The sequence below is a fragment of the Thalassotalea euphylliae genome (assembly GCF_003390335.1).
In the GTDB taxonomy this organism is placed as follows: domain Bacteria; phylum Pseudomonadota; class Gammaproteobacteria; order Enterobacterales; family Alteromonadaceae; genus Thalassotalea_F; species Thalassotalea_F euphylliae_B.
Window position 1 is genome coordinate 1,496,020 of sequence record NZ_QUOU01000001.1, and the last position, 23,444, is coordinate 1,519,463.

Annotated in this window: 20 protein-coding genes; 6 read left to right on the forward strand and 14 right to left on the reverse strand. The window is 44.5% G+C overall.

Features of this window, described 5'->3' with window-relative positions; translation table 11 throughout:
* Positions 1-27: 27 nt before the first annotated feature.
* From DXX93_RS06665 to DXX93_RS06700, 9 genes are all read right to left on the reverse strand, one after another.
* Entirely contained in the window at positions 28-1,530 is a 1,503-nt protein-coding gene (locus DXX93_RS06665; protein WP_116007415.1) for a hypothetical protein, read from the reverse strand.
* A gap of 202 nt (positions 1,531-1,732) precedes the next feature.
* On the reverse strand, positions 1,733-2,497 hold the full coding sequence (locus tag DXX93_RS06670) for a glycosyltransferase family 25 protein (protein ID WP_116007416.1): 765 nt from the start codon (positions 2,495-2,497) through the stop codon (positions 1,733-1,735).
* On the reverse strand, positions 2,490-2,717 hold the full coding sequence (locus DXX93_RS20935; protein ID WP_258872605.1) for a hypothetical protein: 228 nt from the start codon (positions 2,715-2,717) through the stop codon (positions 2,490-2,492). Before DXX93_RS20935 ends, DXX93_RS06670 begins: the two co-directional genes overlap by 8 nt.
* A gap of 300 nt (positions 2,718-3,017) precedes the next feature.
* Complete coding sequence (locus tag DXX93_RS20940) at positions 3,018-3,257, reverse strand: glycosyltransferase (protein WP_258872606.1); 240 nt, start codon at positions 3,255-3,257, stop codon at positions 3,018-3,020.
* Between the two features lie 334 nt (positions 3,258-3,591).
* Positions 3,592-5,655: a TonB-dependent receptor plug domain-containing protein gene (locus DXX93_RS06680; RefSeq protein WP_116007417.1), complete on the reverse strand. Its 2,064-nt coding sequence runs from the start codon at positions 5,653-5,655 to the stop codon at positions 3,592-3,594.
* A 284-nt stretch (positions 5,656-5,939) separates the two neighbouring features.
* Positions 5,940-6,137: a hypothetical protein gene (locus tag DXX93_RS06685; protein ID WP_116007418.1), complete on the reverse strand. Its 198-nt coding sequence runs from the start codon at positions 6,135-6,137 to the stop codon at positions 5,940-5,942.
* A 37-nt stretch (positions 6,138-6,174) separates the two neighbouring features.
* Positions 6,175-6,417 carry a hypothetical protein gene (locus DXX93_RS06690; RefSeq protein ID WP_116007419.1) on the reverse strand — a complete coding sequence of 81 codons (243 nt, stop codon included), beginning with the start codon at positions 6,415-6,417 and terminating at the stop codon, positions 6,175-6,177.
* A gap of 234 nt (positions 6,418-6,651) precedes the next feature.
* Entirely contained in the window at positions 6,652-7,266 is a 615-nt protein-coding gene (locus DXX93_RS06695) for an MlaC/ttg2D family ABC transporter substrate-binding protein (protein WP_116007420.1), read from the reverse strand.
* A 122-nt stretch (positions 7,267-7,388) separates the two neighbouring features.
* Positions 7,389-7,979, reverse strand: coding sequence for a TetR/AcrR family transcriptional regulator (locus DXX93_RS06700; RefSeq protein WP_116007421.1), 591 nt, complete (start codon positions 7,977-7,979; stop codon positions 7,389-7,391).
* A gap of 428 nt (positions 7,980-8,407) precedes the next feature.
* On the opposite strand from DXX93_RS06700, the gene DXX93_RS06705 reads away from it, so the two are divergent.
* Positions 8,408-9,589 carry an IS4 family transposase gene (locus DXX93_RS06705; protein WP_116006317.1) on the forward strand — a complete coding sequence of 394 codons (1,182 nt, stop codon included), beginning with the start codon at positions 8,408-8,410 and terminating at the stop codon, positions 9,587-9,589.
* A gap of 419 nt (positions 9,590-10,008) precedes the next feature.
* On the opposite strand, the gene DXX93_RS06710 is transcribed toward DXX93_RS06705, so the two are convergent.
* The 4 genes from DXX93_RS06710 to DXX93_RS06725 all read right to left on the reverse strand — a co-directional run bounded on the left by DXX93_RS06710 (position 10,009) and on the right by DXX93_RS06725 (position 12,912).
* Positions 10,009-10,476, reverse strand: coding sequence for a hypothetical protein (locus tag DXX93_RS06710; protein ID WP_116007422.1), 468 nt, complete (start codon positions 10,474-10,476; stop codon positions 10,009-10,011).
* Positions 10,477-10,654: 178 nt separating this feature from the next.
* Positions 10,655-11,767, reverse strand: coding sequence for a glycerophosphodiester phosphodiesterase (gene glpQ, locus DXX93_RS06715; protein ID WP_116007423.1), 1,113 nt, complete (start codon positions 11,765-11,767; stop codon positions 10,655-10,657).
* A gap of 242 nt (positions 11,768-12,009) precedes the next feature.
* A complete protein-coding gene (locus DXX93_RS06720) occupies positions 12,010-12,264 on the reverse strand; it encodes a hypothetical protein (RefSeq protein ID WP_116007424.1) in 255 nt (84 codons plus the stop codon).
* A 105-nt stretch (positions 12,265-12,369) separates the two neighbouring features.
* Positions 12,370-12,912: an N-acetylmuramoyl-L-alanine amidase gene (locus DXX93_RS06725; protein ID WP_116007425.1), complete on the reverse strand. Its 543-nt coding sequence runs from the start codon at positions 12,910-12,912 to the stop codon at positions 12,370-12,372.
* A gap of 233 nt (positions 12,913-13,145) precedes the next feature.
* Between DXX93_RS06725 and DXX93_RS06730 the strand changes: the two genes are divergently transcribed.
* Entirely contained in the window at positions 13,146-17,549 is a 4,404-nt protein-coding gene (locus DXX93_RS06730) for a hypothetical protein (RefSeq protein ID WP_116007426.1), read from the forward strand.
* Positions 17,550-17,694: 145 nt separating this feature from the next.
* On the opposite strand, the gene DXX93_RS06735 is transcribed toward DXX93_RS06730, so the two are convergent.
* The gene (locus DXX93_RS06735) at positions 17,695-19,665 is read right to left on the reverse strand and encodes a beta-propeller domain-containing protein (RefSeq protein ID WP_116007427.1); all 1,971 of its coding nucleotides are present in this window, start codon (positions 19,663-19,665) and stop codon (positions 17,695-17,697) included.
* A gap of 311 nt (positions 19,666-19,976) precedes the next feature.
* Here DXX93_RS06735 and DXX93_RS06740 point away from each other — a divergent pair, with 311 nt between their 5' ends.
* The 4 genes from DXX93_RS06740 to DXX93_RS06755 are packed head-to-tail and all read left to right on the forward strand — an operon-like array spanning position 19,977 to position 23,230.
* On the forward strand, positions 19,977-20,867 hold the full coding sequence (locus DXX93_RS06740) for a MipA/OmpV family protein (RefSeq protein WP_181902163.1): 891 nt from the start codon (positions 19,977-19,979) through the stop codon (positions 20,865-20,867).
* A 9-nt stretch (positions 20,868-20,876) separates the two neighbouring features.
* Positions 20,877-21,254: a DUF3019 domain-containing protein gene (locus tag DXX93_RS06745; RefSeq protein WP_147302649.1), complete on the forward strand. Its 378-nt coding sequence runs from the start codon at positions 20,877-20,879 to the stop codon at positions 21,252-21,254.
* A complete protein-coding gene (locus tag DXX93_RS06750; RefSeq protein ID WP_116007430.1) occupies positions 21,254-21,946 on the forward strand; it encodes a response regulator in 693 nt (230 codons plus the stop codon). Before DXX93_RS06745 ends, DXX93_RS06750 begins: the two co-directional genes overlap by 1 nt.
* 15 nt (positions 21,947-21,961) lie before the next feature.
* Entirely contained in the window at positions 21,962-23,230 is a 1,269-nt protein-coding gene (locus DXX93_RS06755) for an ATP-binding protein (protein WP_258872607.1), read from the forward strand.
* The last annotated feature ends 214 nt before the right edge of the window (positions 23,231-23,444 follow it).

The window sequence follows — 23,444 nt, forward strand, 5'->3', positions numbered from 1 at the left end:
TTAAGCGCCCGGTGAATCTCTTGGTTATTAGCGCGCCATTTTCCAGCGAGTAATTTCCTCTGGCGTCATAATATGAATGCTTTCAGCGGGCGCTGCATTCAAGGTAAAAAAGTAGAATTCAGTTGGCTCTGCTAATTGGATATGTTGATAAAACTCAATATAAGGTCGGTGGTCAGCGTGATCACGAGGCAATTGCGCGGCTACTGTGCCATCGCCGGTACCCCATGAATGAACGCCAATGCTGGCGCCTTCGGCAATTACGCGACGGTTGCCGGCGAGGAAGAAATCAACACCGCCAGAGGCAATGTCACTGTTTGATAGTAATTCCGTATTCAAGCCTCGGTCGTAAACCATTTTCGCAGCGCGTAGATTACTGTCGTCATCAGCAGAGCCAGGCACATTAATCAGCACAATGTTTTTTACCGCAGGGTAATTGTTTGTCAATTCAGTGACCTTAGTCACTATGCCTGGCCCGATAACGCCGTACATTTCAGCTTTGTCTTGATTGATAATAAAACAGGCACTGCCGTTGAAGCTCTCTTCGGCTTGACGACAAGCAGCTTCCGAAGTGGCACCTATAACCCCTGCCGTTGGTGTTAGGGCTGGCGTCGAGCCCGTATCACTACTTTGAACGCTAAACTGCGTCGAGTTGTACGTGCCATCAGGTAAGGTTGTTGGCAGCAAATACACTTGATTGGTTAGTATGGTGAATGCTGCAGGATCACCCAAGCGTACTTTTTCTCGGGTATTTAAGCGCCACTCAGTTTGAATTTCTGCTAAGCGGCCATTAAATTCCTGACCACCTAATATCGAGGTAAGTACCCAGTAGGTGTACTCAGTGACCATGCAGCTATAGTCACAGGTTTGGTCGTCGTAGGTATACCAAGCACCTTCTGGGTATTGCGCAGGTACGGCTTCAAAGCGGCCACCACGTGCAATATCCATAGCATCGGCAATCGCTGAGTCAACACGTTCACCAAATATTTCAGGGTAAACGGCTGAGTAGCCAACATGCGTTATCAAGTGCAGAATTTCTTCCAAGCTGCCATCAAACTGGCCATTGGCAGCGCCATTGGGGATGGTTTCAGTGGCTTGTAAATCTTGAAATCTGTCTTGATCTTCCACATTAGCGAGACGCTCAGCTAATGACTCTGATTCGGTTCCATCGCGCGACATGATCATGGTTGCTTTTCGGCGAACTAATTCGTCAACCACTTGTTGGTTGTCGGCTACGCCATCATCGTCATTGTCTAAGTATTCCGCCATAATGGTGGCCGCGTGCAACAGTTTAGCATCAGGTACTTGTGCAGACGCCCGTACCTCAACGCCAAAGACTTTAACAAACTTTGGAAATACACTTTCAACACTATTCCCGGTCGGTGCCGGTGTTGGCGCAGGAGCAGGAGCTGGTGTCGGTGCTGGAGCTGGCGTCGTGGTATTGCCATTGCCGCTACCGCCACAGGCCGCTAGGCCTATGCAAGTTGCGGCAGCTACCAAGGTTGCACATTGTAGTTTTTTGAATCTGGACATCTCTAATATACCTCTAAAATACTTAGCTAATGACGGTGAGCACTATAGAGTAAAGGCTTGGTAGATTACGTAAGCGCATGTAAGCAATAATTTGCGTTTTGTAAGCAGCTACTCAGCTAGTGCATGAGTTATTTAAATCTGAAATTACTTAAATGAACTAGCTGAATAACCAATGCTGTTAAAAATTATTGAGCTTTTTAACTCAGGATTTTTTTGCCATAGCAACTTGCTGAGCGATGTGTCTTTTATTGAGAAAATAAGTGGTTAATTGCTGTATTTTTCGCTGCCAAAAGCGTTTACCTGCTTTGCCTTTTCGCTGTGTTATCGTGCTTTGGTAAGACATATCTTGCGATATGGGATAGGGCATCAAGGAGCAAACTTCGACATTACTTTCCCAGAAATGTTGAATATCAACATCGACAGGTCGCCCGAATTTCGTTGACTGTGCGAGCAATTTTTTAGCTGCTTCTTTGGTGATGGCCGACGCGGCACAGCCTGTCATCGGTTTATTGTGTATCACCAGATCAAAACCGTTGCCAATAGGCTGACTAAAGACAATTGGCCTTGTTCTACTTTGATAGGCTGATAATTTAATGACCTGCCAGTCCATGTGCAGTGTATCTAGGGTGTCTATAGCCAGATGCATATTACCGTTAATAGCGATATCGTCTTCTAGCACTATGCCGTATGGCGCATCGCCATCAGCAATTTTTTGCCATGCTGCTCGGTGACTCAAATAACAACCTACTTCACCGTTACTCAGCGGTCGGTAGTAATTGCGGTTATTTAACGTTTCACTGTAATGCTGGTGTTTTTGAGCTGTTGTCAGCGCATCACCAAGTACGGCGGGTATTCGTTCAAATGACAGCTGTTGACTTGCCAATATTGTATGGCAATTGAGCAGCCGATCTTTGCTTTTATCTAAGTTGATTAAGTAGATTTTCGGTGCGGGTGAATGCTTACTCATATTCACCTCCAAGCTCTTCCAGCTCAAATAACTTTGCCTCTTTGGCAAAGGCGTAAAATGCACAGATGACTGAATTGATATAGCCACGCTTACCGGAGAAAATAAATCCGTGAATAAAATAGCGTTGAAGAAAAGTAATGGTGAATACGGTAAATAGTTTGAGCGCGCTACTTTTGCGCTTCTTTTCAAATTTTTCCTTGGATTTTAACGACGAATACAAGTTACCTTTCTCAACGAGCTTGCCAATTGAGTTGTATCCGTAGTGCTCGAAAGTGTCTTTGACGTATAGCTCGCTACCCTCAATAACTGCACTTTCATGAACAAGCGTATGCTCGTTAAATTTTGCTTTGGACTGCCGATAAAGTCTTAGGTTGTTGGGCTTTTTGGTTAAATTCGAGAATGGTTTGTTGATGAAGATATCGTTTCGCTTAAACCGAACACTGTCATACTTTCCGGCTTCAACAATATTTCTGATGGTATTTTTAGTGGCGGCAGTGAGCTCTTCATCTGCATCTAAATTTTATACCCAGTCATTTTTACACAATGACATCGCAAACTGTTTTTGCTGAGCATAGCCCAACCACGCTTGGTAGCAGGTTTTAGCACCAAAACGCTTGGCGATATTCACTGTTTCGTCGCTACTGCCGCTGTCTACGACAATCACTTCGTCGAACTCACGCAGCGACATTAATAGCCTTTGCAGATTTTTTTCTTCGTTCAACGTAACAATAAAAACACTAATGGGTATTTTTGCATTCATTCTTTAGTGGCCTCTACTTAAATTAGGTAACAGCTCGAAAAGCCTAGAATTAAAGTGAGCCACTCAAGTATTGAGTGCAGTGCCAGCTCTGATTGGCGAGCATTATTCCTTAATTTTCTGAGCCCTTGCGTAAGGCTGTGTAAGAGGTTTGTAAGTAAGGTTGAACAAGCTCGCGCGGATTGAGAAATACAAAAGTATGATCAAGTAAATAGTGCTTTGTGGTGACGTGTGACTCGATTGTTAACACGCAAAACTAGTGCGTTTAGCACCGTTTTAAAATCTAGACCAGAGCAAGGTAAAGTGGCCGCGTTTTGTGCCACTTTGGGCTGGGAACCTAGAACTTGACGGTTAACCCAATCGAAGGAAACATCTCCATTCCCGTGTCCTTTTCAATCGTAAAGTTTGTCGGGCTGTCATCGCCTCGTGGCGAGTAGGAATAACCAGAAACATTATCATTGTTGGTAGCGTTAATGACGGCGAAATTGATTTCAGAATCCAAGCCAAACAGCGTTGTTTTGTAGTTGGCGCTTAAATCTAAGCGGTAATAGGTGGGTAGGGTGCTCGAGTTTAGTGCACCATAGTTAGGCAAAAAGAACCCAGGGTGGTTTGGATTATCCCTTAGGCCAGTAATAGGGGTGTACTTGGCACCACTGCGTACCGACAGTTTTAAACCGACATCCCAAGCATCATTAATTTGATAATGCGCCACTATATTCGCCAAAATTGGCGTGTCTAGGTAATATTCTGTGGTGACATTGGTTACGTCATTCGTTCTGTCGCTGTTTGACCAACTGACTGACGCCCAACCGTACCAGCCGTTGTATAAGGCTCTATTGATCACCCATTCGACGCCTTTTGCACTGCCTGACAAGTCATTACTGTAACGCAATGCCGCATTCGGGTGATTGTCATCTAGCGATAACGCCATATCGTCGAGATCTTTGTAGTAAAAATCTATCTGTGTATTCCATAGGTCATTGATATCGTATGAGAAGGCTAGGTTGTAATGGCTTGCTTTCGGCGATTTTAAATTCGGATTCCCGAGCTTTTTCAGCGCCTTATCAATATCGGGAAAACGGCTATAAGTGCCGTATTTTCCGGTGATGGCAAAGCCGTCAAACGGGTACCAAGTCAATGAGGCTCTGGGGTGAACAAAGGTTTGATCGGTATAATCATCCCGCTCTGCGCGCAAACCTAAAGACAAATCAAGGTCGTCAGATATTTTCCACATATTGTCAATGTACAGGGCAGTATCCAAGCGGGTTAACTTATCCGTGTCTTGCACTCGTTCGCCTCTTTTCTCTTCACAATCAGCATCGTGATCGGTACAAAAATAAGGAATTTGATCGTAGCTGTAGTCGCTGTCGCTATGCTGAATGTTTAACCCTAGTATGAGTTGCTGATTCTCACGCCAGTCATAAGTGTATTTTGAGCGCAGGTTCAAGCGGCGAGTGCTTAAATCAATAAATTGCCCTTGGCCAAAGGTTTGTTTTTGGCTTTCGGTCATGTGTCCAAAGGTAATTTCGAAACGGCTAACGTCATCAGCAAAGTACTGCCACGAGAGCGTTTGCTGATCAAATCGATTATTCAAGGAGTCTTCACCTATAGCATCTGGGTTTAGCATGGTTTCTTCAGCCTGCGCCGAAATGGTTAGCGCACCTTCATCACTGGCGCCAGTAGCACTGAAAGTTAGCTTTTGATCCTTGCCAATTAACCATTGATATTTACCTTGATAGTCATCGCTGATCGGCTGTTTGGAAATGGTTTCACCATCATCTTCTTCGCCCTCTGTAACAAACAAATGCACTAAGCTACGTCGATAGGAAAAATAGAAGGCTTGATCATCAGTAATACCGCCTTCAACCATAAAGCCAGTTTTCAGCATGCTCGCTTCTAGTGTAGTTTCCAAATCTTGGTTTCTTGGGTCTCGCAATTTAACGTCGATGATACCACCTGTTGCATTGCCAAATTCCGTGCCGAATGCGGCTGGGTAAAGTGAAAAATCACTGATCACATTTTTGTTGAAAATACTGTCGCCAAATAAGTGAAAAATATAATTGGCGGGCATATTGTCAATGTAAAAGGCGTTATCGTCAGGAGACGAGCCTCTAATAGCTGGCTCACCACCGTCATCGCCATCGGCGTAGACAATACCGGGTAGGCTAAACACAGCGCTTAATGGATCGTTGGCTAGACTTGGCACATTAAAAAGTTTTTGCGTATTTTCAGTTATTTCCGTATTTGCTTGGTTTCGACGACCGTTAACTTCTATGACTTCAACGTCTTTATTAGGGGGATCGATACTTATTTCAGTCGCCTGCACATGGCTGATGCAAAAAACGGATGAAAAGGTGAGTGAAGACATGGTTACCCAACGTCGCTTATTTAATCTGGTCATTTGTATTTGCTTTCCTATCGAGCGAATAAGGGGGAACGAAATTTCCAGATTATTATGCGGATAGCGCTTGGGAATTTGGGTAAGGGCAAGTAAGAGGGTGTAAGAAAGTTTAAGGTTGTGTAAGCGCAGCGTGGCCCGTGCACTTGGGGTTAAACGGCAGGCATTTTAATGAAAGTGTGGGTCAAAGGCTGCCTGCTTAGTTGAATTATAAAGAGCAAAAAAACCAGCCGCTGTATTAGCGCTTCTAATAGCCGCAGTAATAGGTTAGCGACTAAATAGGCGTGCTAGCTGTCAATCAAATACTGCTGGTAACCTTGAATGCCAAAGTAGCGAATCGATTTTTTGTGCTTAACTCGTTTGGCAATCAAAGTGTCGCCACAGTAAATACGTACGATCTGTTTATCGCCATTGCTATCACTGTCGTAGCTGTGTTGATCGTTAAGGCGCAAGTTGTCGAACTCGCTGCGCATAATTAGCTTCAAATCTAAACCTCTTATCGTGATTGAAAACTAGCAAGGGTTATAAGCCACTGATTTCTTTGTTAACGGCATATCCTTCGTCAGTCACTATTTTTTCCAATATTTGAACGCGCTCTTCAAGTTTTGATACCTGTAATTTTAGCGCTTCATTTTCTTTGTTGTTCTCGGCGTTGTATTTCAATGACTTTTCCTTGAAGCGCAGGTGTCTTTGATACATATCGTACATGACACCAAAGCCGACAGAAATAAACACAATCAGCACAACCATCGTAGTTCCAGACATCATTAGCCTCCATTACTGCGTCTGCAATTATTTGGCAGTATATCCAGTGATATTAAAAATTCATAGCGGTGGGGTGACTAAATGAAATTCTGTGGTGCTTAGATGTTATGCCATTTGAAGAAAAAGCCGTAAAGTGGGCGAAAAAAAAGGCAACATGACCGCGATGGTGATGTTGCCCTAAGAGAGAAAACAAAAATGTTAAATATCAGTGCTCGTTTAAATCACTTGACCGAATTACTTGGCAATTGACGCAAGCTCCAGTGTTACTTGCGATAAACCTTGTTGCTGGATTTTACGCGACAACTCCGCTTTTTTACTTTCAAGCAGTGAAATGCCTTCCACTACCATATCGTAAGCTTTCCATTGGCCCGTTTTTTTGTTGCGGCGCATTTTAAATTGAATTTCAACTTCTGGCGCACCTTCATCAACAATACGTGTTGAGACAGCGACAACGCGTTTACCTTTAAATGGCTTGGCTGGCTCGTATATAACTTGCTGGTTTTTGTAGTTAGCTAGCGCTGTCGCGTAAGTTCTGATCAAGTAATGACGCATGGCTTCGGCAAATTTATTGCGCTCTTCCTTCGTGGTTTTCTTTAGTTGCTTACCCAGAATACGGAAAGCTGCATATTTGTAGTCAACATGCGGCATCAACTCTTCTTCCACGATAGTGCGCATTAACTCTGGAAACTTGGTTAGCTCTTGTTGCTGTTGAGCAATACGGGTAAATAGGCTATTACCTGTTGTCTCCAGTGTTTGGTAAGGTGAAGACGTGCTGGCGTGTGCGTTAAACACACTACCAATCAGGATGAAAATGGTAATAAATACCTTGAACGTAAATGTCTTAGACATAATAACCCCTTAATTCTTGTCAAACCGACCATTCGGTCTGTTAAAATTCGTAAACAAAAAATTGACCACAGCGAGCAGTAAATTGATTGGTATTAATTAGTTAGCGATTAATCTGTTAATGATCAATCGCTGCGCTTTAGCGATTTGATATAACGACAAAGCTCCGCCATTACCGTTTGGAACAGTGCTTTTTCTTGTGTGCCTTTGCTTAGGCTCGTTGAGCCGTTAAACCCAGAAACGATAAAATATGCAACCTGAGAATAATCAATATCATTGCGCAATTGATCACTCACGCGGCGCAAGTTTTCAGAAATTAACGTGTTGAGTTTTTGCTGCATCATTAAGGTACGCAGTCGAAAACCTTCGTCGACACTGGCCATTTCCAAACATAAATTATTCAGCGGACAACCGCATACTACGTCTTCACAACTCATATCGTTTGCTGCGGCATGAAAAAAGTTACACAAGCCTTCAAGTGGGTCTGCTTGCGTAACTGCTGGTTCCCATGTTGCTAAAAACATTGGCGTGAATACTTCTTCTACAACGGCGTACCCTAGTTCATGCTTATTGGCAAAGTGATGATAAAGCGCGCCTTTCGAGATATTACAACGAGACAAAATGGTCGACAGGCTAGTTGCCTGAAAGCCATTTTTGCGAATTTCATCGCCACTCACTTCGAGTATTAACTGCCTAGTTTGCTCAGGATCTCTCATAGATGCCTTCCTCAATCAACTTGATGACATAATAACCGACCAGTCGGTCTGTTATGAAATACCAAAAAATTATAATCTAGTTCAATTGATAAATAACTGGCTTTAGCCTCTGCTGGTGCAGTAAACAGTCAGGTGCCGCTATGGGCTATAAACAGGCGCGGGATAATAGCTAAAACCCCATCGGCAAGTTGTAACGAGTTGTGACCCTATTAATACCAATTGAATTAATTAATTGATCAATTCAGAGCGTTGTCAGCGGTGGGAGAACAAGCCAAATTTTTGTTGATATAGTTGTTCTACATCTCATCAATTTGGCGCAGTTATCGCGACGCTGACACGCTCCCAAAGGGCTGAGGAATCCCCAAAAAGTGACAGGCATAACAATTTGTGATCTTATTGAATCGCCAAACACAATAAGGACAACTGCTATGCCTGTTAAATCACTATGCCACAACTACCTTAAAAATACCCTCTCTTCCTTCAATCGCGCACGCATGAAAACCTTAATGCTCAGTGCCGATGCGTTAATTGACTCGAATCGGTTAACTCTCACTGATATAGGTCGACACCTCGAAGGAAAAGCGTTCAGTAAAAACAAAATTAAACGAATCGACAGATTTTTAAACAATGACCACTTACAACGAGAGCTTATTGACATTTACCGTGCGCTTGCCAAGCCCGTTATAAGCCAATTGCCATACCTAGTCATTGCTGTCGACTGGAGTGGGTGCTGTGGCTCAAATTATCATTTGTTACGCGCTAGTTTATTGGTCGATGGTCGCTCAATGACGCTCTACAACATGGTTGTTGAAGAAAAGGATAAGGAAACCCGTACCACTCATCAATTGTTTCTCTCACGATTAAGTCACATATTGGCGGGGCATGCGAAAGTGTATATCACATCTGACGGCGGCTTTTTAACACCTTGGTATGCCGAAGTACTTGCCCACGGATGGGATTTTATTGGTCGACTGCGAGGTACAATGAAGTGCCAATTGAAACAGCAGCCAACGCAATGGCAAACCTTAGCGCAGTTAAGAAAGGACGCCAGTTGTACACCTAAAAATTTAGGGAGCGCAAGGTTAACGCAACACAGCAAAACGGGGTGCCAAGCGAGCCTGCACCTTTATCAAGGTGAGCACAGAGGCCGACGCGGGAAAAGCCGCTTTACTAAGGATGATAAAATGTACCGCAACCTTGCTCATGAACCTTGGCTCATCGCGACATCTGATGCCGAGCTAACAAGTCGCGAAGTAATCAATTTGTACGCTAAACGTATGCAAATAGAGCAAAACTTTAGAGATGACAAAAGTGAGCAGTATGGTTTTTCTTGGCGGTTTAGTCGAACGATGGGCATTAAACGGATGAGCATACTGTGCCTTATCGCTTGTGTAGCAAGCTTGGTACTCTGGCTTATTGGCTTTGAAGCAGAAAGAAGAAAATGGCACTTTAGGTTCCAAGCAAATACCGTGAGAAAGCGGCGCGTGCTTTCATTTCTGTCACTCGCCAAAAATATTGTCAAACAATGCCCTCACCAGTTAACAAAGAGGTTTATCAAAAGGAGTTGGTTAAATTTCATTAACGACTACAACAAGATAATCATTGTATGATAAATGGGGATCCCTCAGCCCAAAGGGCGAGTTTAAAAGGTTCATATGCTGCGTTATTGATTTTGACAAGGGAGCGACCATTCTCTGCAATCAATGCCTTGCCTCTGAACCTTTTAATTCTCGCTGAATGATTAAGTATTTATTTCAATTGGTATAAGCCCTCAACTTGAAAATAAACGAGGCTAGCGAGTATCACAGCAATAGCGGTGAGTGGTTATGTTTAGTGTCGAACTTATAAAGTATCGGAACTTATAAAGTGTTGAAATCTATAAGTTGTGGCGGATTAATTTATCAGTGAGTGCGAGTTCAATGCAATGACAGACGGCGGAATGTACGTCAGGCTCCGAGCTTGGTTGATACAGTTTATTATTTGGATAAGCCGATTTCGCTTGGTCATGCTCCGCATCTGTCTTTAACGTTTACTTGAGTTGATTATAGTAGTCACCGCCTTTGTGGCGAAAGAACACATTGCAGTAGGTCAGTGTAAAATTAAGCGGCTCTGTGTTAGTGACAGTGACATAAGGGTTGAGTTCAAGTGTTACGGTCGTACTTACTTGGCCAGCGAGCAGTTGGTCGTACAGTGCTTTTTTTCGTTGTGTGTTGGCCGAATATGGCATACGCACAATAATGTTTTTTCGACAGTTTGGGGCAGGGATGGGAAAAATAGCTTTGGGAATGAGTACTTCAAATTGCCCACCGCTATTAAAACCATAACGCTGGTTGATCTGGTACTTGCCCGGTACTAACTCGTATTGCAGGTGATAGTAATCGCTATATTTACCCGGGTTGACGACCACTTGTAGTGACTTTGCTTGGACAGCGTAAGCTGGCTGGTTTACGAATAAAAACAGTGCGATAAGTGGCGCATAAAAAGTCAGTTTTGTCATGTCGGTCGCCAATGGTGATTGCCCTTTGTGTTAGATAGCAGTGCTATTTCAATTTCAATTTCAATGTAAGCAAGGTGAGTAATGTATCACTTGCTTATGCACATTACTCACCTTTATTACCCTGAGCGCATTGCGAAACGGCCACTAACTTTTGAGGGTTTTTTAGCCAAGCTTTAGTTTAGCGACTTGTTAATGCCGCTCTCGATTTGGCTGGGAAATCAGAGAAGAAACCATCAATACCCAGTTCAGCATAAGTAAATTGAAGCCACTGGTCATAACTATCAAAGCGCTCAGGCGTATCTTCTATGCGGTAAGTGTACGGGTGAATTGCTAGCTTGAACTGCTGCGCTGCTTTTAAAAAGGCGGATGCTTGCCAATTATCGTCAACGAGCATGGGAAACCAAGGGCCAACGCCATCGGCATATTCAGCTATGTCGGCCACACCTTGGCGAGTGAACATCCAGTCATAGCGGTAATTTTGCCACTGGTTATTAACAAGCTCTTGTGTTTCCTGCCAGTCAGTGTAGGCAACAAGTTGTACAAGTGAAATTGTCATGCCAAATTTAGGTAGTAATTCGTGTTTGATCCGTTTTAATTCATTGGCATCAAAACTTTGTAAGTAAACGTTGTCGGCCTTTTGCGTATAGCCATAAGTTTTTAGCGTGCTTAACACAGCAGAGCTAATGTCTTTACCCGCTTGGTGATGAAACCAGGGAGATTTGACTTCGGGGTAAATCCCCACATTTTTTTGATGACTGGCATTTAGCGCTTGGATCAAGGTGAGCTCTTCGGCGAAGGTGTGTAATCTAAAGTCCCCTGTTTGGGTAGGAAAACGCTTGGGGTATTTCGCGGTTCCAGTTGCCGTTCCTGTTGTGGTTTCGGTGGATTTTAAGCGCTCAAAAACGTGTAGTTTTTTAAGCTCTGCCAAGGTGAAATCTATGACGTAAAAATGCCCATCTTGGCGTTTTCTGTCTGGAAAAACCGTGGCAACATTCGTTGTCGCGTCTAGGGTCAGATCGTGATGCACCAGCAAGTGATCATCTTTCGTCATCACGACATCTTGCTCAATAAAATCAGCCCCCATGCCATAGGCGAGTGCCTTGCTCGCCATCGTATGCTCTGGCAGGTGACCACTGGCACCGCGATGAGCGATAATGGTCACTGGGGGGCGCGTTAAGGAAACACGCTTATCATTTTTGGGCGAAGGTTGAACATTATCCGTGGTTTGGCAGCCCCAAAGTACGGCCGATACCACTAGGGCTGAACATAGTAAAAAAGTGTTTTTCATCATTCGTCAGTTTAGGTTTTCTGTTTAAGTTTACAACGGGAAAGTGAGCGTTCTCTTTACCTAAACTTATTAACGAATTTTTGTGACAAGCTGATGAATCATACCAATTCACAACACTTTACTGCGGTGTTGCATGTTCTTACTCTCTGTTTATTAAAAGAGAATAACTATGACGAGCAAACATGCGCCTTGCATTAAAGTGTTTTATCTCAAGCTGAGCGAACATTTATTTATGCGGATTGGTATTAAACTTCTATCGAGAACTGGGCTTGGCGTCTATCGGTTTTGTTACGACTGTCTAAACGTCGTTGACCGATCATGTTTTTTTGTCGACGATCTTCCCCTTGGCGGCGCTCTTCGCCACTCCATTCCTGGTTATTGCGATCGTCGTCCAATGAAAACTTCTGCTTTAAAAATGTTTGCAGTGATTTCTTTTTCCTGTGGGTTTTCGACGTATTCGTTACCCTTGTATTTGTTGTTTGCTCGATTGGATTGAACATAATATATACAAAGTGTCCTTACTTGCCTCTTGGTTTAGCCGTACCTCTGTATCGACACTTTGTGATTAAACTTTAATCAATTGTTGCTGAAGTGTAACCGAGGCACTAATTGCTGGTACTCATATGTTGTGCAATTTCTTCAATTGCCACAGCATAAGCGCTAACCAACTGCTCGTATTTAGCTTTGGCATTGCTGAGTTCGTCGTCATTATCAATAAAAAATGGCTCGGTAATCACACAGGGGGCAGCGGTGTAGCGCAGCAAATAGCCACCGCGATCTTCGGCGCTTTTGGGTTTAGTGCCGCGATCATGGTTGCCAAGTGCTGATTGTACTTTTTGTTGCAGAACTTCGGCCATTGCTTTGCCTTTTTTCGATCTGTGGTAGTAGAGCATCTCACAGCCATTGGCCGCTTGATTAAACGCATTGCAATGTAGGCTGACGATAAAGTCTGGCGCGAGTTCGTCAATATCGCTAGGTAATTGTTGGTAAGTGCGCCGATAAACTCGCTGCACTGTAACCTGAGTGACTCGCTTTTCAATATCGATGGCGAGTTGTTCATTAAATTCAAACTCACTTAACCCTGTCGCTTGATTTGTTGCGCCGGGATTATTTTTCTTGTGGCCTACAACCAATGCACAAAGTTTCATTGTCTGATCCTATCTATCAAGTTATCGCCGTTAATTATGGTTTAGCTATGATTTAACTGTGGTTAACTGAGCATAATTCATTTTTCGGTTTTTGCACGGCTAGGCTTAGGTTAGGAAGAGGTTAGTAAGAGGTTAGGAAAAGGCTAGGCTCAGGCTAGGCTCAGGCTAGAAAAGGTTTTACTTGCGTTATCGCGATATTGTTCGATAGTTAAAAGAGTTAGCGGAGACAATGCATGGAAGCCCAAAAACCTGCAGTAGCCTCAACACCTGATTCACCGAACTCTTCGAACTTCAAACGACCGCGTAAATGGTTGTTTATTCCCGTATTAATTGTCATTGGCGTAACACTCTATTTTTTCCACGATATCAGCCAGCGCAATAGCCATGTCAATAACGAGAACTATCGGCTACTTTACGAAGCCTCAGTAGAATTCAACAACAACCTAAATAAGCTGCGTCGCGCCCATCAAAATGGTGAGTCCGGTACGGCTATTCGCGGCTTGTTTGCCAGCTACAAAAACAGCAAAGAGGAGAAGGATGCCTTCAACAATGCGATTTACCAATTAAAGGCGCGTAAACTGGTCGTGCAAAGTACTCATGATCAAGCAGTGGGCGATGAGCTGGCAAGCCTGAGTGACAGCGATATATTGCCCCAATCTGCTTCAGTGTTCAGTAAGGTGCTGATAGTTAATGAACAAGACAAGGTGCTCACGACATTGGGTAACGAAACTAAAATTTCCTTTAGTGATTTAAGTTTTATTACCAAGGCTTTTATTAAAAGCCAACAAAGTATCTTTGCGACAACGAGTAACAAAACCGGCACTTCAACGGGCAAACCACAAAAGCTGCCAACACATTCGTCACATGTCGATGTCAAACTCGCGCACGGTGACTATCGAGTTTATGTCTTCCCATTTACGCTAGAGCAAGAGCTTGCCTATCCGGCGCCGGGTATACCCAAGGGATACAACAAGACAGCGCGCCTGACTTTGGTGGGCTTTGTCGAAAATATTGAGCTTTCAAAACGTGCAACGAGTAAATGGAACATCCCGTTAATTGTTATTTCAGTGTTGACTTTGTGTGTGTTGGTGGCGGTTTTACGCTTGTATTTGCAGCCCAAAAATCAGTTTACGACCAGGTTCTTTCGTGGCTTTGTGGTCGTCACTTGCTATCTGGCCTTTAGTGCTTCGCTGGCACTTGTGCTGGCAAGTGTTGAAAGTCAGTATTTAACGCACATTAAAAAACGCGCCACTGAGCACTATATCACGGCATTGGCTGATCAGTTTAATACGGAAATTTATCAAATATTTAACGCGGCACATCGCTACCGCCCATTTTATCAAACATTAAGTAAACTTAGCCGGCAAGCGGGCTTTCAAGGTGACAGCCTCAAGAATTATTGCTTTGATATACAAACCCCGAAAGCTGTAAATGACAGACATACAATTCCACTGTTAGTCAATCTTGCGCAAGAGGGGGCTTATTGCCGCAGCACCGCTGCCAATAACTTAACCGTGAGCTACGCAACAGTTGATAGTGAGGAAAGCGTCAAGCCAGCTACGCGCCGCTTGGTAAATAACCACACTTCGTTTACTGAGCTCAATACGAACAAGTCTGGGCAGGCATTTAAGCACGTGGTCAATAACATTAATACCACTTTACCTAGCCGCGAAGCAGGGCAAGGCTCTGTCGGTATACTTGCCCAATCATTGGCGTTAATTGAATCGACGGGAAAAAGCGTTGCTGGTGTTAAACTAGCTGATCACGAGGCGGCATTAGTCTTACCTGATGGTCTAATTTCCTTGCTTGCGCTAAATCGCTATGGCAACCCTGCACTGCCATCGTTTTATTATCGAGAAAACTTTAGTACGCCGCGTACCATCAATTTATCCCATCGCCAGTACTTCAAAAAAGTCAGAGATCAACAAGGTTGGCATTTACCGCTGAGGAAAGACATTACTGACGCTTCCAGAACAATGCGCAATGTTTACATTCAGCGGTTGCGCAATGTTACTAATGGCACAACAGGCACAACCTTATCCATGCCCTTGTTTGAACATATCAATGAACCAATGGGTGAGGGCAGTGACTGGAATGAAGGCAGCTTAGTCTTGATTGCAGACGTCTTGATACCAGCAATGGAGTATTTTCAACTTGCGGCAATAAATGCGACGGTAAATGCGGCGGTAAGCAATGACAACAAAGTAATGAGCCATTCGGTAAATAGTGTGCACGGTAGCATCAAAAAGGCTGGCACCGCGCTGCAATTTGAGCACTTAGCTCAGCTTAAACCGAGTGCCATCTATGCTGATTTAACGCACATGGTGCTTGACCGAAATACAGGACACGTATTGTTTCATTCCCAAGCCGACCGAGCGCTCAACGAAAATATATTTTACAGCGGTAATAACCAGCAGGGGTTAACAGAATGGATCAAGTCTTCTGGCTACCAAACCATGCAAAACCGCAACCCTGTGCAAGTATCGGGTAATTACCATGGTAAAGCAGGCACTTTCTTTTTACAGCCAACAGTGATTGATGATTGGGCGCTAGTGGTGTTTGCACCGAGTGAATTAAGTACTTGGTTTCAAAATAATAAGTTTATTTATTACATGATTGTCATCACGCTGTTAATGGCCGTGAGTTTTGCCTTGGTCAAAGGCTTGAGTTTGGCGGTTAATAGTCACGGGAAAAGCCATGGCCGCACTAACGATGTGATCAGCTATGAACTGCAGCGCAGGCTAGGCTTTATTGCCACTAACATTATTATTTTAGTTGTTACCATTAGCGCGGTGGTGAAGTTACTGCCAATAGGTTCGGTTATTTGGTATTTGCCGCTAACCCTAGTTATTCTTGCCATTATTATGTATTTGATGTGGCTCGTTTGGCTGCGGCTGCCGTTGCATTTATTTAAAGATATCAGGCGACTAGGACGAGCAATAAAGCGCGTTCCCGTTAATATTTGGCTAACTGTCTCCGCAGTTTTTGTGTTGGTGTTTTGGTACTTATCTGCTACCAGTGAATTGTCGCTTAGTGGCGTTGCGCTGCAGCAGCAAAACTATCAATGCGCGTTAATTAATGCAAAACGCGAAGAGGTAACCAAACAGGCGCTCACTTTATTCCCCAATTCCATCACCAATTATCAGCAGCAACCCGCAGCACTAATGTTAGGTAATAGCCGTTATCTAGAAAATGCCGCTTGTGATAATAAAAGTGTCACCCCCAATGACTTTCCCAATTTCGCCACTGCGGTCGGTAATCAGCAATTGTGGCGCTGGTTACACGCCTACATGCTGCCTAAATCAAGTACCGAGCGTGTTCAGCTGGACGCTGAAAAACCAGTGCTTGCCATGCTAGGATACACCGCGCTAATGATAATACTGGTGACCGTACTCAGTGCGATTTGGTATTTGTTACACAGCAAAGTACTGTGGACATTCTTGTATTTTGGCATGGATTTTCTGCGCCATATTGAAAAGCTCGGGCAAGACCTAGCCAATATTCCCACCGATAAGCGGGACGCGAGATTACTGATCAAAGGCGATAACATTCGTTTAAATGGGGTTGAACTCAATTTGTACACTAGCTTGCTTAAACGCGACAAGCTGGAAAACCCAATCGTACAATCGCTGATTGCGCTAAGCCCCGCTTTAACTGCGGTGGTTGAAGATGGGGTTAAACTCTCTAACCTTAAAATGAGTGTTACAGGTGATACTGACGAGGCGCAAAAAGTATTGAACTTGTCGGTGCACTTATGGGATTTGGAAACCTGCCTAGAGCAACGGGCATTGCGTCAACATTTATTAGCCATCATCATCGATATCAAAGGCCTTGTGCTGGATAACAAGATCAGCAACTTTTGTCTGTACAGTGGTTTCCATTGTTTGCAAAGGGTGGCTTTGAAAGATGCGCTGGCCCAAGCTGAGAGCGACGACATTCGACTGGAGCATATCGAGTATTTGTCGTGGTCTGAGTGTTTAATGGATTTCAATTTTCAACTGCCTGAGAGTTTTGAGCGAGATGTTGATCACGCATTAGTGGTGCGCGAGGTTGCCCATTTTCCAGAGTTGAAATCAATCGACGCGCTGGCTGGATTGGCAAGCCAAGCGACTGGCGAGTCAGGAGAGCGCCAGCCACAGCCGCTAGAGCGCGATGTTTCGCCCTTATTAGCAACTCAGAAAAAATGGGCGACGATTAACTTTATACTTATTCACGCAGAGGCGTTTTATCGCTTTAAGTGGGAGCTTTGCTCGAACGCTGAAAAGCTTGCCTTGTTTAATCTGGCGAAAAAACGGTATTTGAATCCGAGTAACAGTCAGATGGTTGAGCATCTTGCACTGAATGGCTTGATTCGGGTGGATAGCGACGATATTCGCTTAGTTAACGACAGCTTTGCCTATTTTGTGTTGAACGCCGAGCCGCCGGAAGTGATGGGTAAGTTATTTAAACTAAGCGAGCAAGGGGTATGGAAAAATTATCGGGTGCCAATTGTGTTGAGTATCGCTTTACTGCTTGGTGCGGTCGCGCTTATCTCCGGTGAGTCACTGTTTATTATTTTCGGCTCTATCGCAGGGGTGTTAACGACAATTGCCAGCATGACGAACAGTGCCAACCTGATCCGCAATCAGTTTAATTAACCGATTGGTAGCCATGCAACCTCAAGGCACTTGAAAAAAGCCCAACACAGAAACAGTCAAATGTGTTGGGCAAAAGCCTAAAACAGGAAGTCGTGGTTGCTCTAGGCGGAAAGGGGCATTTATTGCAATGATTTTATCTCAAAGTCTAGTAAGGGCCATCTGTACGGGCATCCGCTGACCAAGTGCTATGCCAAACTTGATTGCCATGTAAGTAGTAGATGTGATCGCCGTGGATGACGCTGCGATCATTGCCGCCAAAGAAGTAGGCATCATCGCTGGGTACTTGCCATTGACGCGTTTCGCTGAGCGTTGCGCGCTCTACTGAGGTGTCCACGTCAAGCAACATTAAGCTGTGTTGAGCGCGGTAAGCGCTTGCAGCACAGGCTTCATCGCAGGGTTGCCATTGCTCAAGTGGCATCGCAAATTGATATTTACCGTTATCTGCCAAGACACTCAAGGCGTGGTAGTCATATTCAACTGGCGTGAAACTATCGTTTTTAACAAGCGTGTCTAGTTCAACCGGATTTGCTGGGTCACGCACATCGAATAAACTTACCTTAACACCTTGGCGAACTGGTAATTCGGAGGCGCGGCCAGTTTCATCGGCGGGTAGGGCTTCCAATGCTACTTCTTGTCCAATACCAAGCAGATAATCGTCACCTAAAGGATGTAAATAACTTGAGAAGCCTGGTATTTCTATGCTACCAGCGATTAGTGGCGTCGTCGGGCTAGCAAGGTCAAGCACGTACAGTGGATCGGTGCGCTCAAACGTGACGATATAGCCTTTGTCGCCTAAAAAGCGCACGGCGTAAATATCTTCATTAGGTTTGCCAATAGCTTCGGGCTGCTGTTCATTGGGCAGTTGGGCAACTTGTACTAGTTCATTACCTTGTTGGTTCAGAACAGAGAAAAAGTGTGTGGGTTGCTCTTGGTAGTCGCTGGTAACGATGCGTAAGTAGCCTTGCTCTTCGTCCATTCTAAATTGTGGGTTTGATTGCCAGCCGAGCGTACCATTAACACTGCCGCTCGCTTGGTAATTAAAACTGTCACCCAGTGAAATTTTATGTAGCACTGTGTCGTTGTCTGCGTTGCCTGTCAGATAAAGGTTGGTGGCTGACATGTACATAGCATCAGCTTGTCCCATGATACAAACAGACGTGATATCAGACGGTGCGTTGGTATTAACACGTGTGATCATGGTGATTTGGCGGGTGCCATCTAGCTCAGTCGCTTGCTCAGGGATATAACAATCTTGTGCACTAGCAAGTGGCTCTGATTGGCCGTTGCGGCGCAACTTAGGCATTAAATCGTTAACCGACAGTGCTTGAATTTGCTGGAAATTAGCGAGTTTTGTTGCATCACCTGTGTCTCCGTACTCTAAGCCCTCCACTTCTGGTGTGTAACCTGTGACCAGATATAGGTAGTCGTCAATACGGCGGCTAGACAGTAACCAGCCATCAATTTTCAGCGTTTCCAGCTGCGCTGGTTGATTGGTCACTTGGGTATCGAAAACCGTCAGGTTAACTTCACCGCTGCCCAAGCCGCCCGGTACCATTATGTCGGCAAAGGCAACCATAGGGTAGTTGCTGTGCAGGACAGACAAACGGTTGTTGGCGACATACATGCCATTAATATCTGTTGTGCCATCACCGATAACCGTTTGGCTCACTTGTGTAAGGCTAAAATCGGCTTGGCGCTCTAGTATGCGAATCGCGGCACTGTCTGCTTCGCTCTCCACTGGCCATTGTGGGTACTGGGCAACATAAAGGTAATTGCCGTCGTATTCGATGCGATCGGCTTCATCAACCCCTTGCTCTTGTGTGTTGGTCGTGGAGAAACCGCTGCGGCTGCTTGATGCGGAATCTTGAAAAGCAATCACGGGTAAGTCAAACGTTGATGCAAAAATACCATTTTTTAAAAACTGCTCGGCGGCATTACCGTTAACCTTTGTTAAACCGCCCTTAAATACTTTACTGGCATTAACGTCTGGGGCTTGCTGAGGCTCTGGCTCGACAATAGCAACGCTGGGGGAGTCGTCGCTAGAGCATGCGGTGAAGAGTAAAGTCGCCGACACTGCTAGAGCGAGAGGCGTTAAGGCAAGAGGTGTGTATTTCATTAGGGTTTCCTTCCTTTGTCACAAATACGGTCTTGTGCCGACACTAGTGGCACTTCTTGTTGTTTTGATGCTCACCAAACAGCTTTTGACCAAGCGGCGTTGCTTTTATTTCCTTACTTGGCTTTGCTTAACTTAGCTATTGGGTTGTGCTTATAGGGTCTATCCTAATGGGGTTACGCGTGTGGCGTCCGATCTCAAATGGTGGAAATTGTGAATATTTGTAATCAAAAGCTGAAGGGGGGGAGGCAATTTGATACCGTATTGTCAATATTCGATAACTCTATGACGTTTTGAAGTTTTTTACACCTTTTTTGACATTTGTTTTGTTACTTGCCACGAGCATTTTTAGCAGCGTAGATGCTGATGAATACAGCTGTGAAAACCCGCAAGCAAATACCAATAAGCCAAATACCAATAAACAAAGTTGTATCACAACAGGGGAATGGCACATTGGCGTGGCCGTCGGGCTAGGTGTTATCACGAATCCACTCAATGATGGCGACAATATTCCACTGGTGCTACTGCCCGATATCGCTTGGTATGGTGAAAAAGCGTATTTCGATAATGGCGAGCTAGGCTATCAATGGCATCAAGAAACAAAGCACTCCTTTGAAGGCTTTGTTAGCGTCAACCGCGAGCGTGCTTATTTTAGTTTTTGGCACCCCAGCAATATTTTGAATCCGATTGAAAACCATAGTTTTATTGACGCAACGTTACAAAGTGATGATGCCAGTGGGCGCACTGAGGTATCGATTGACCAAGTGCGCAGCCGAGATTGGGCACTAGATGCCGGGCTTCGTTGGCAAACAGCGCTGGCACGCGGTAGTGCCAGCATCACAGTGAAAACCGATGTAACAGGTGTTCACCATGGCCAACAACTTAACCTTAGTTACCGTTTGGGGTTTCAGTATGGGGAATGGCAATTAGGGCTTTCACCTTCGATAACATGGAAAAGCTCAGCGTTGTTGGATTATTACTACGGTATTGATGAAAGCGACAACTTGGTATTAGAAAACTTTTATCAAGCAAAAGCGGGCTGGCAACCTCAGCTTGATTTGAGCGGTATTTACCCGTTGGCAGATGATTGGCAACTCTTGTTTAAACTGGGCTATCAATGGTTAAATAAAGGCATGTATGACAGCCCCTTGGTCAAAGAAAAACAAGTGCGAACAATTTTCATAGGTGCGGCTTATCAATTCTAAGGATTTGTCTTGAAAAGCCAGTGGTTTGTTATTTTGTTTACCCTTATGTTGTCGCTACCAACCAGTGCGGCAACGTGGCAAGTGCAGCCAAAAGTTTGTATTACGCGTGATGCCAATCAAACGTGTCGCCTTGAGCTAACCATCTTATTTCCACCATCAACCAGCGGTGAATTCTGTCTATATTTACACCAAGTCAATCAACCAGCACAGCAAGTCAAATGCTGGTTGCGCTTACCTGAGCAAGAAACATTGCCAATTAGCTATCAAGCGAGTTCGCAATTACTACTAAAAAACGAGCTAGCACAAGTGGTACAGCGCGCCGAGTTAGAAGTTAAAACGCTAACGACAAGGCGTAAGCGCGTGCGTGCACCGTGGAGTTTTTTCTAATGACCAAATTACTTTTGGTAGAAGACGATGACAGGCTTAGCTTGTTGATCGACAATTTTATGCAACAACATCAAATTCAAGTCACGCGTTTAAGTGACGGTACTAATTTGATGCCAACGGTAAACAAGGTGAAGCCTGACATTATCATTTTAGATGTGATGTTACCGGGCGAAGATGGTTTTGCGTTGTGCCGCAAGTTGCGCGCTGTTTATCAAGGGCCTTTGCTTTTTCTTACCGCCCGTGAAGACGGTTTCGATCAAGTACTAGGGCTTGAGCTTGGCGCTGACGATTATATTATTAAACCTGTTGAACCGAGAATTCTACTCGCGAGAGTTCACGCCCTGTTACGCCGCGCTAAAGCAAGCGCTAGTGAAAACCCTGTGGAATTGCGTTTTGGTCAATTGAGCATTAATAGCTCATCTCGTCGTGTAACGTTAGCTGGCGAGCCTATTGCATTGACTAGCCATGAATTTGATATGTTGCTGATGTTGGCGCAAAACGCGTCTCAAATTGTCGATCGCAACGCCATTTATGAAAAGGTGATTGGCAGGGAGTACGATGGCTTGGATCGCTCTGCGGATGTACGAGTTTCGAGACTGCGAAAAAAGCTTAACGACAACCAACAGCAACCTTACCGCATTAAAACGATTTGGGGCAAAGGCTTCTTCTTTGTCGCCGACGCCTGGGATTAAACGAGTTTATTTACGATGGCGCGCTTGTTTCTGAGCTTGTACTTGTTTATCGCTTTGTCGTTAGTGGGGCTAGGAGCCGCGTTAGATAAACTGTTTTTTACTGATGAGCAGACTGCTAGCCCTTGGCTCAAGAACTATGCACTAAGCCTAGCTCAGCTGAGCGCATCGCAAGAAATCTCGGCTGAAGAGGCGCAAGAACAGCTGCAAGCCTTAGCTAAGCAAAGTGATATAACCGCTGAGTTTGCTAGCCTAGATGATTTGTATTTGGCCGACGATATTCAGCAATATTTGCAAACGGCAGGTTATTTAGAGTTAGTGGATAGCGAAAACAAGCAACAGTTATTGGTGCTGTTAAATAACCAACAAGTAATGGTCTTGTCTTCACAAGTCCCCGCGCCAGCAGCTGGCTCATTGCTGTTGTATTCGGCCTTGTTCTTTTTGCTCTTTGGTATTTTACTCAGTTTTTGGACATGGCCGTTATGGCGAGATTTATCAGCACTGCAAAGTGCCAGTCATTCACTCAAAAAAGATGGCTCACTAAGTGAGTTACAGCTCAATAGGCGCTCGCTAATTTACCCGATTGCAGCCAGTTTTAATGCTCTAGCTAAACAAATTAAAAGTTTACTGTTAACACAAAAAGAACTCACTGGAGCGGTTGCACATGAGTTTCGCACACCGCTAGCTCGCTTAAAGTTTGCGCTGGCAGTACCACCAGCTCAAGACTCCACTGAGTGGTTGGCAATGAGTCAAGATCTTGATGAACTTGAGCGTTTAGTGCAAGAGATGCTCGACTATGCGGCGATGGAGTCAACTGAGCCAGAATTGAATGTCGCAGAAGTTCCCATTAGATCATTGTGCCAAGCGCAAGTTGATAAGCTTGCGAACAGCCATCTTAAAAAGCTCGCTGTGACAGTAACGGGCAATGAGCATTTGCTGTGGGTTGACGGTCATTTGGTTGAACGGGCAATCACTAATATTTTGCTCAACGCCAGTCGCTATGCCAAACAGCAGATAGACATTCGAATTAGCGAACACCAAGGGCTATTAACGGTGGCCATTCATGATGATGGTCATGGCATTGCCCAAGCAGAACGGGCGCAAATCTTCGAACCATTTTATCGACCCGATGGTGATAGAGATCGCAAGCGCGGTGGTGCTGGCCTTGGGCTAGCAATTGTCAGAAGAGTGCAGTTATGGCACCAAGGTAGTTGTGCCATTGAAACTTCTTATCTGGGTGGTGCTTGCTTTGTGCTCACTTATCCTATTGAAGCGCAAATTAACTAGCCGCTCAAGTTATCCGGCAGCTGCACTACTTACCCCGTCATACACCAAGCCTCAATTTGAACGGAACAACTCGTTAAATTCGTGTCAATATACACAATTAGCGATTCTTTATCGCCAGTGCCATAATCGAAAGGTAACTCAAATTTTTATATATGTATTAAAGTGTTAAGCCACGAGAACTTTTGAGTTTTAACATATCTAAGTACCAGAGATT

Coding starts and splice junctions, on each gene's coding strand:
- DXX93_RS06665 (WP_116007415.1), bottom strand. CDS start 1,530: ATGTCCAGATTCAAAAAACTACAATGTGCAACCTTGGTAGCTGCCGCA.
- DXX93_RS06670 (WP_116007416.1), bottom strand. CDS start 2,497: ATGAGTAAGCATTCACCCGCACCGAAAATCTACTTAATCAACTTAGAT.
- DXX93_RS20940 (WP_258872606.1), bottom strand. CDS start 3,257: ATGAATGCAAAAATACCCATTAGTGTTTTTATTGTTACGTTGAACGAA.
- DXX93_RS06680 (WP_116007417.1), bottom strand. CDS start 5,655: ATGACCAGATTAAATAAGCGACGTTGGGTAACCATGTCTTCACTCACC.
- DXX93_RS06690 (WP_116007419.1), bottom strand. CDS start 6,417: ATGTCTGGAACTACGATGGTTGTGCTGATTGTGTTTATTTCTGTCGGC.
- DXX93_RS06695 (WP_116007420.1), bottom strand. CDS start 7,266: ATGTCTAAGACATTTACGTTCAAGGTATTTATTACCATTTTCATCCTG.
- DXX93_RS06700 (WP_116007421.1), bottom strand. CDS start 7,979: ATGAGAGATCCTGAGCAAACTAGGCAGTTAATACTCGAAGTGAGTGGC.
- DXX93_RS06705 (WP_116006317.1), top strand. CDS start 8,408: ATGCCTGTTAAATCACTATGCCACAACTACCTTAAAAATACCCTCTCT.
- DXX93_RS06710 (WP_116007422.1), bottom strand. CDS start 10,476: ATGACAAAACTGACTTTTTATGCGCCACTTATCGCACTGTTTTTATTC.
- glpQ (WP_116007423.1), bottom strand. CDS start 11,767: ATGATGAAAAACACTTTTTTACTATGTTCAGCCCTAGTGGTATCGGCC.
- DXX93_RS06720 (WP_116007424.1), bottom strand. CDS start 12,264: ATGTTCAATCCAATCGAGCAAACAACAAATACAAGGGTAACGAATACG.
- DXX93_RS06725 (WP_116007425.1), bottom strand. CDS start 12,912: ATGAAACTTTGTGCATTGGTTGTAGGCCACAAGAAAAATAATCCCGGC.
- DXX93_RS06730 (WP_116007426.1), top strand. CDS start 13,146: ATGGAAGCCCAAAAACCTGCAGTAGCCTCAACACCTGATTCACCGAAC.
- DXX93_RS06735 (WP_116007427.1), bottom strand. CDS start 19,665: ATGAAATACACACCTCTTGCCTTAACGCCTCTCGCTCTAGCAGTGTCG.
- DXX93_RS06750 (WP_116007430.1), top strand. CDS start 21,254: ATGACCAAATTACTTTTGGTAGAAGACGATGACAGGCTTAGCTTGTTG.
- DXX93_RS06755 (WP_258872607.1), top strand. CDS start 21,962: ATGGCGCGCTTGTTTCTGAGCTTGTACTTGTTTATCGCTTTGTCGTTA.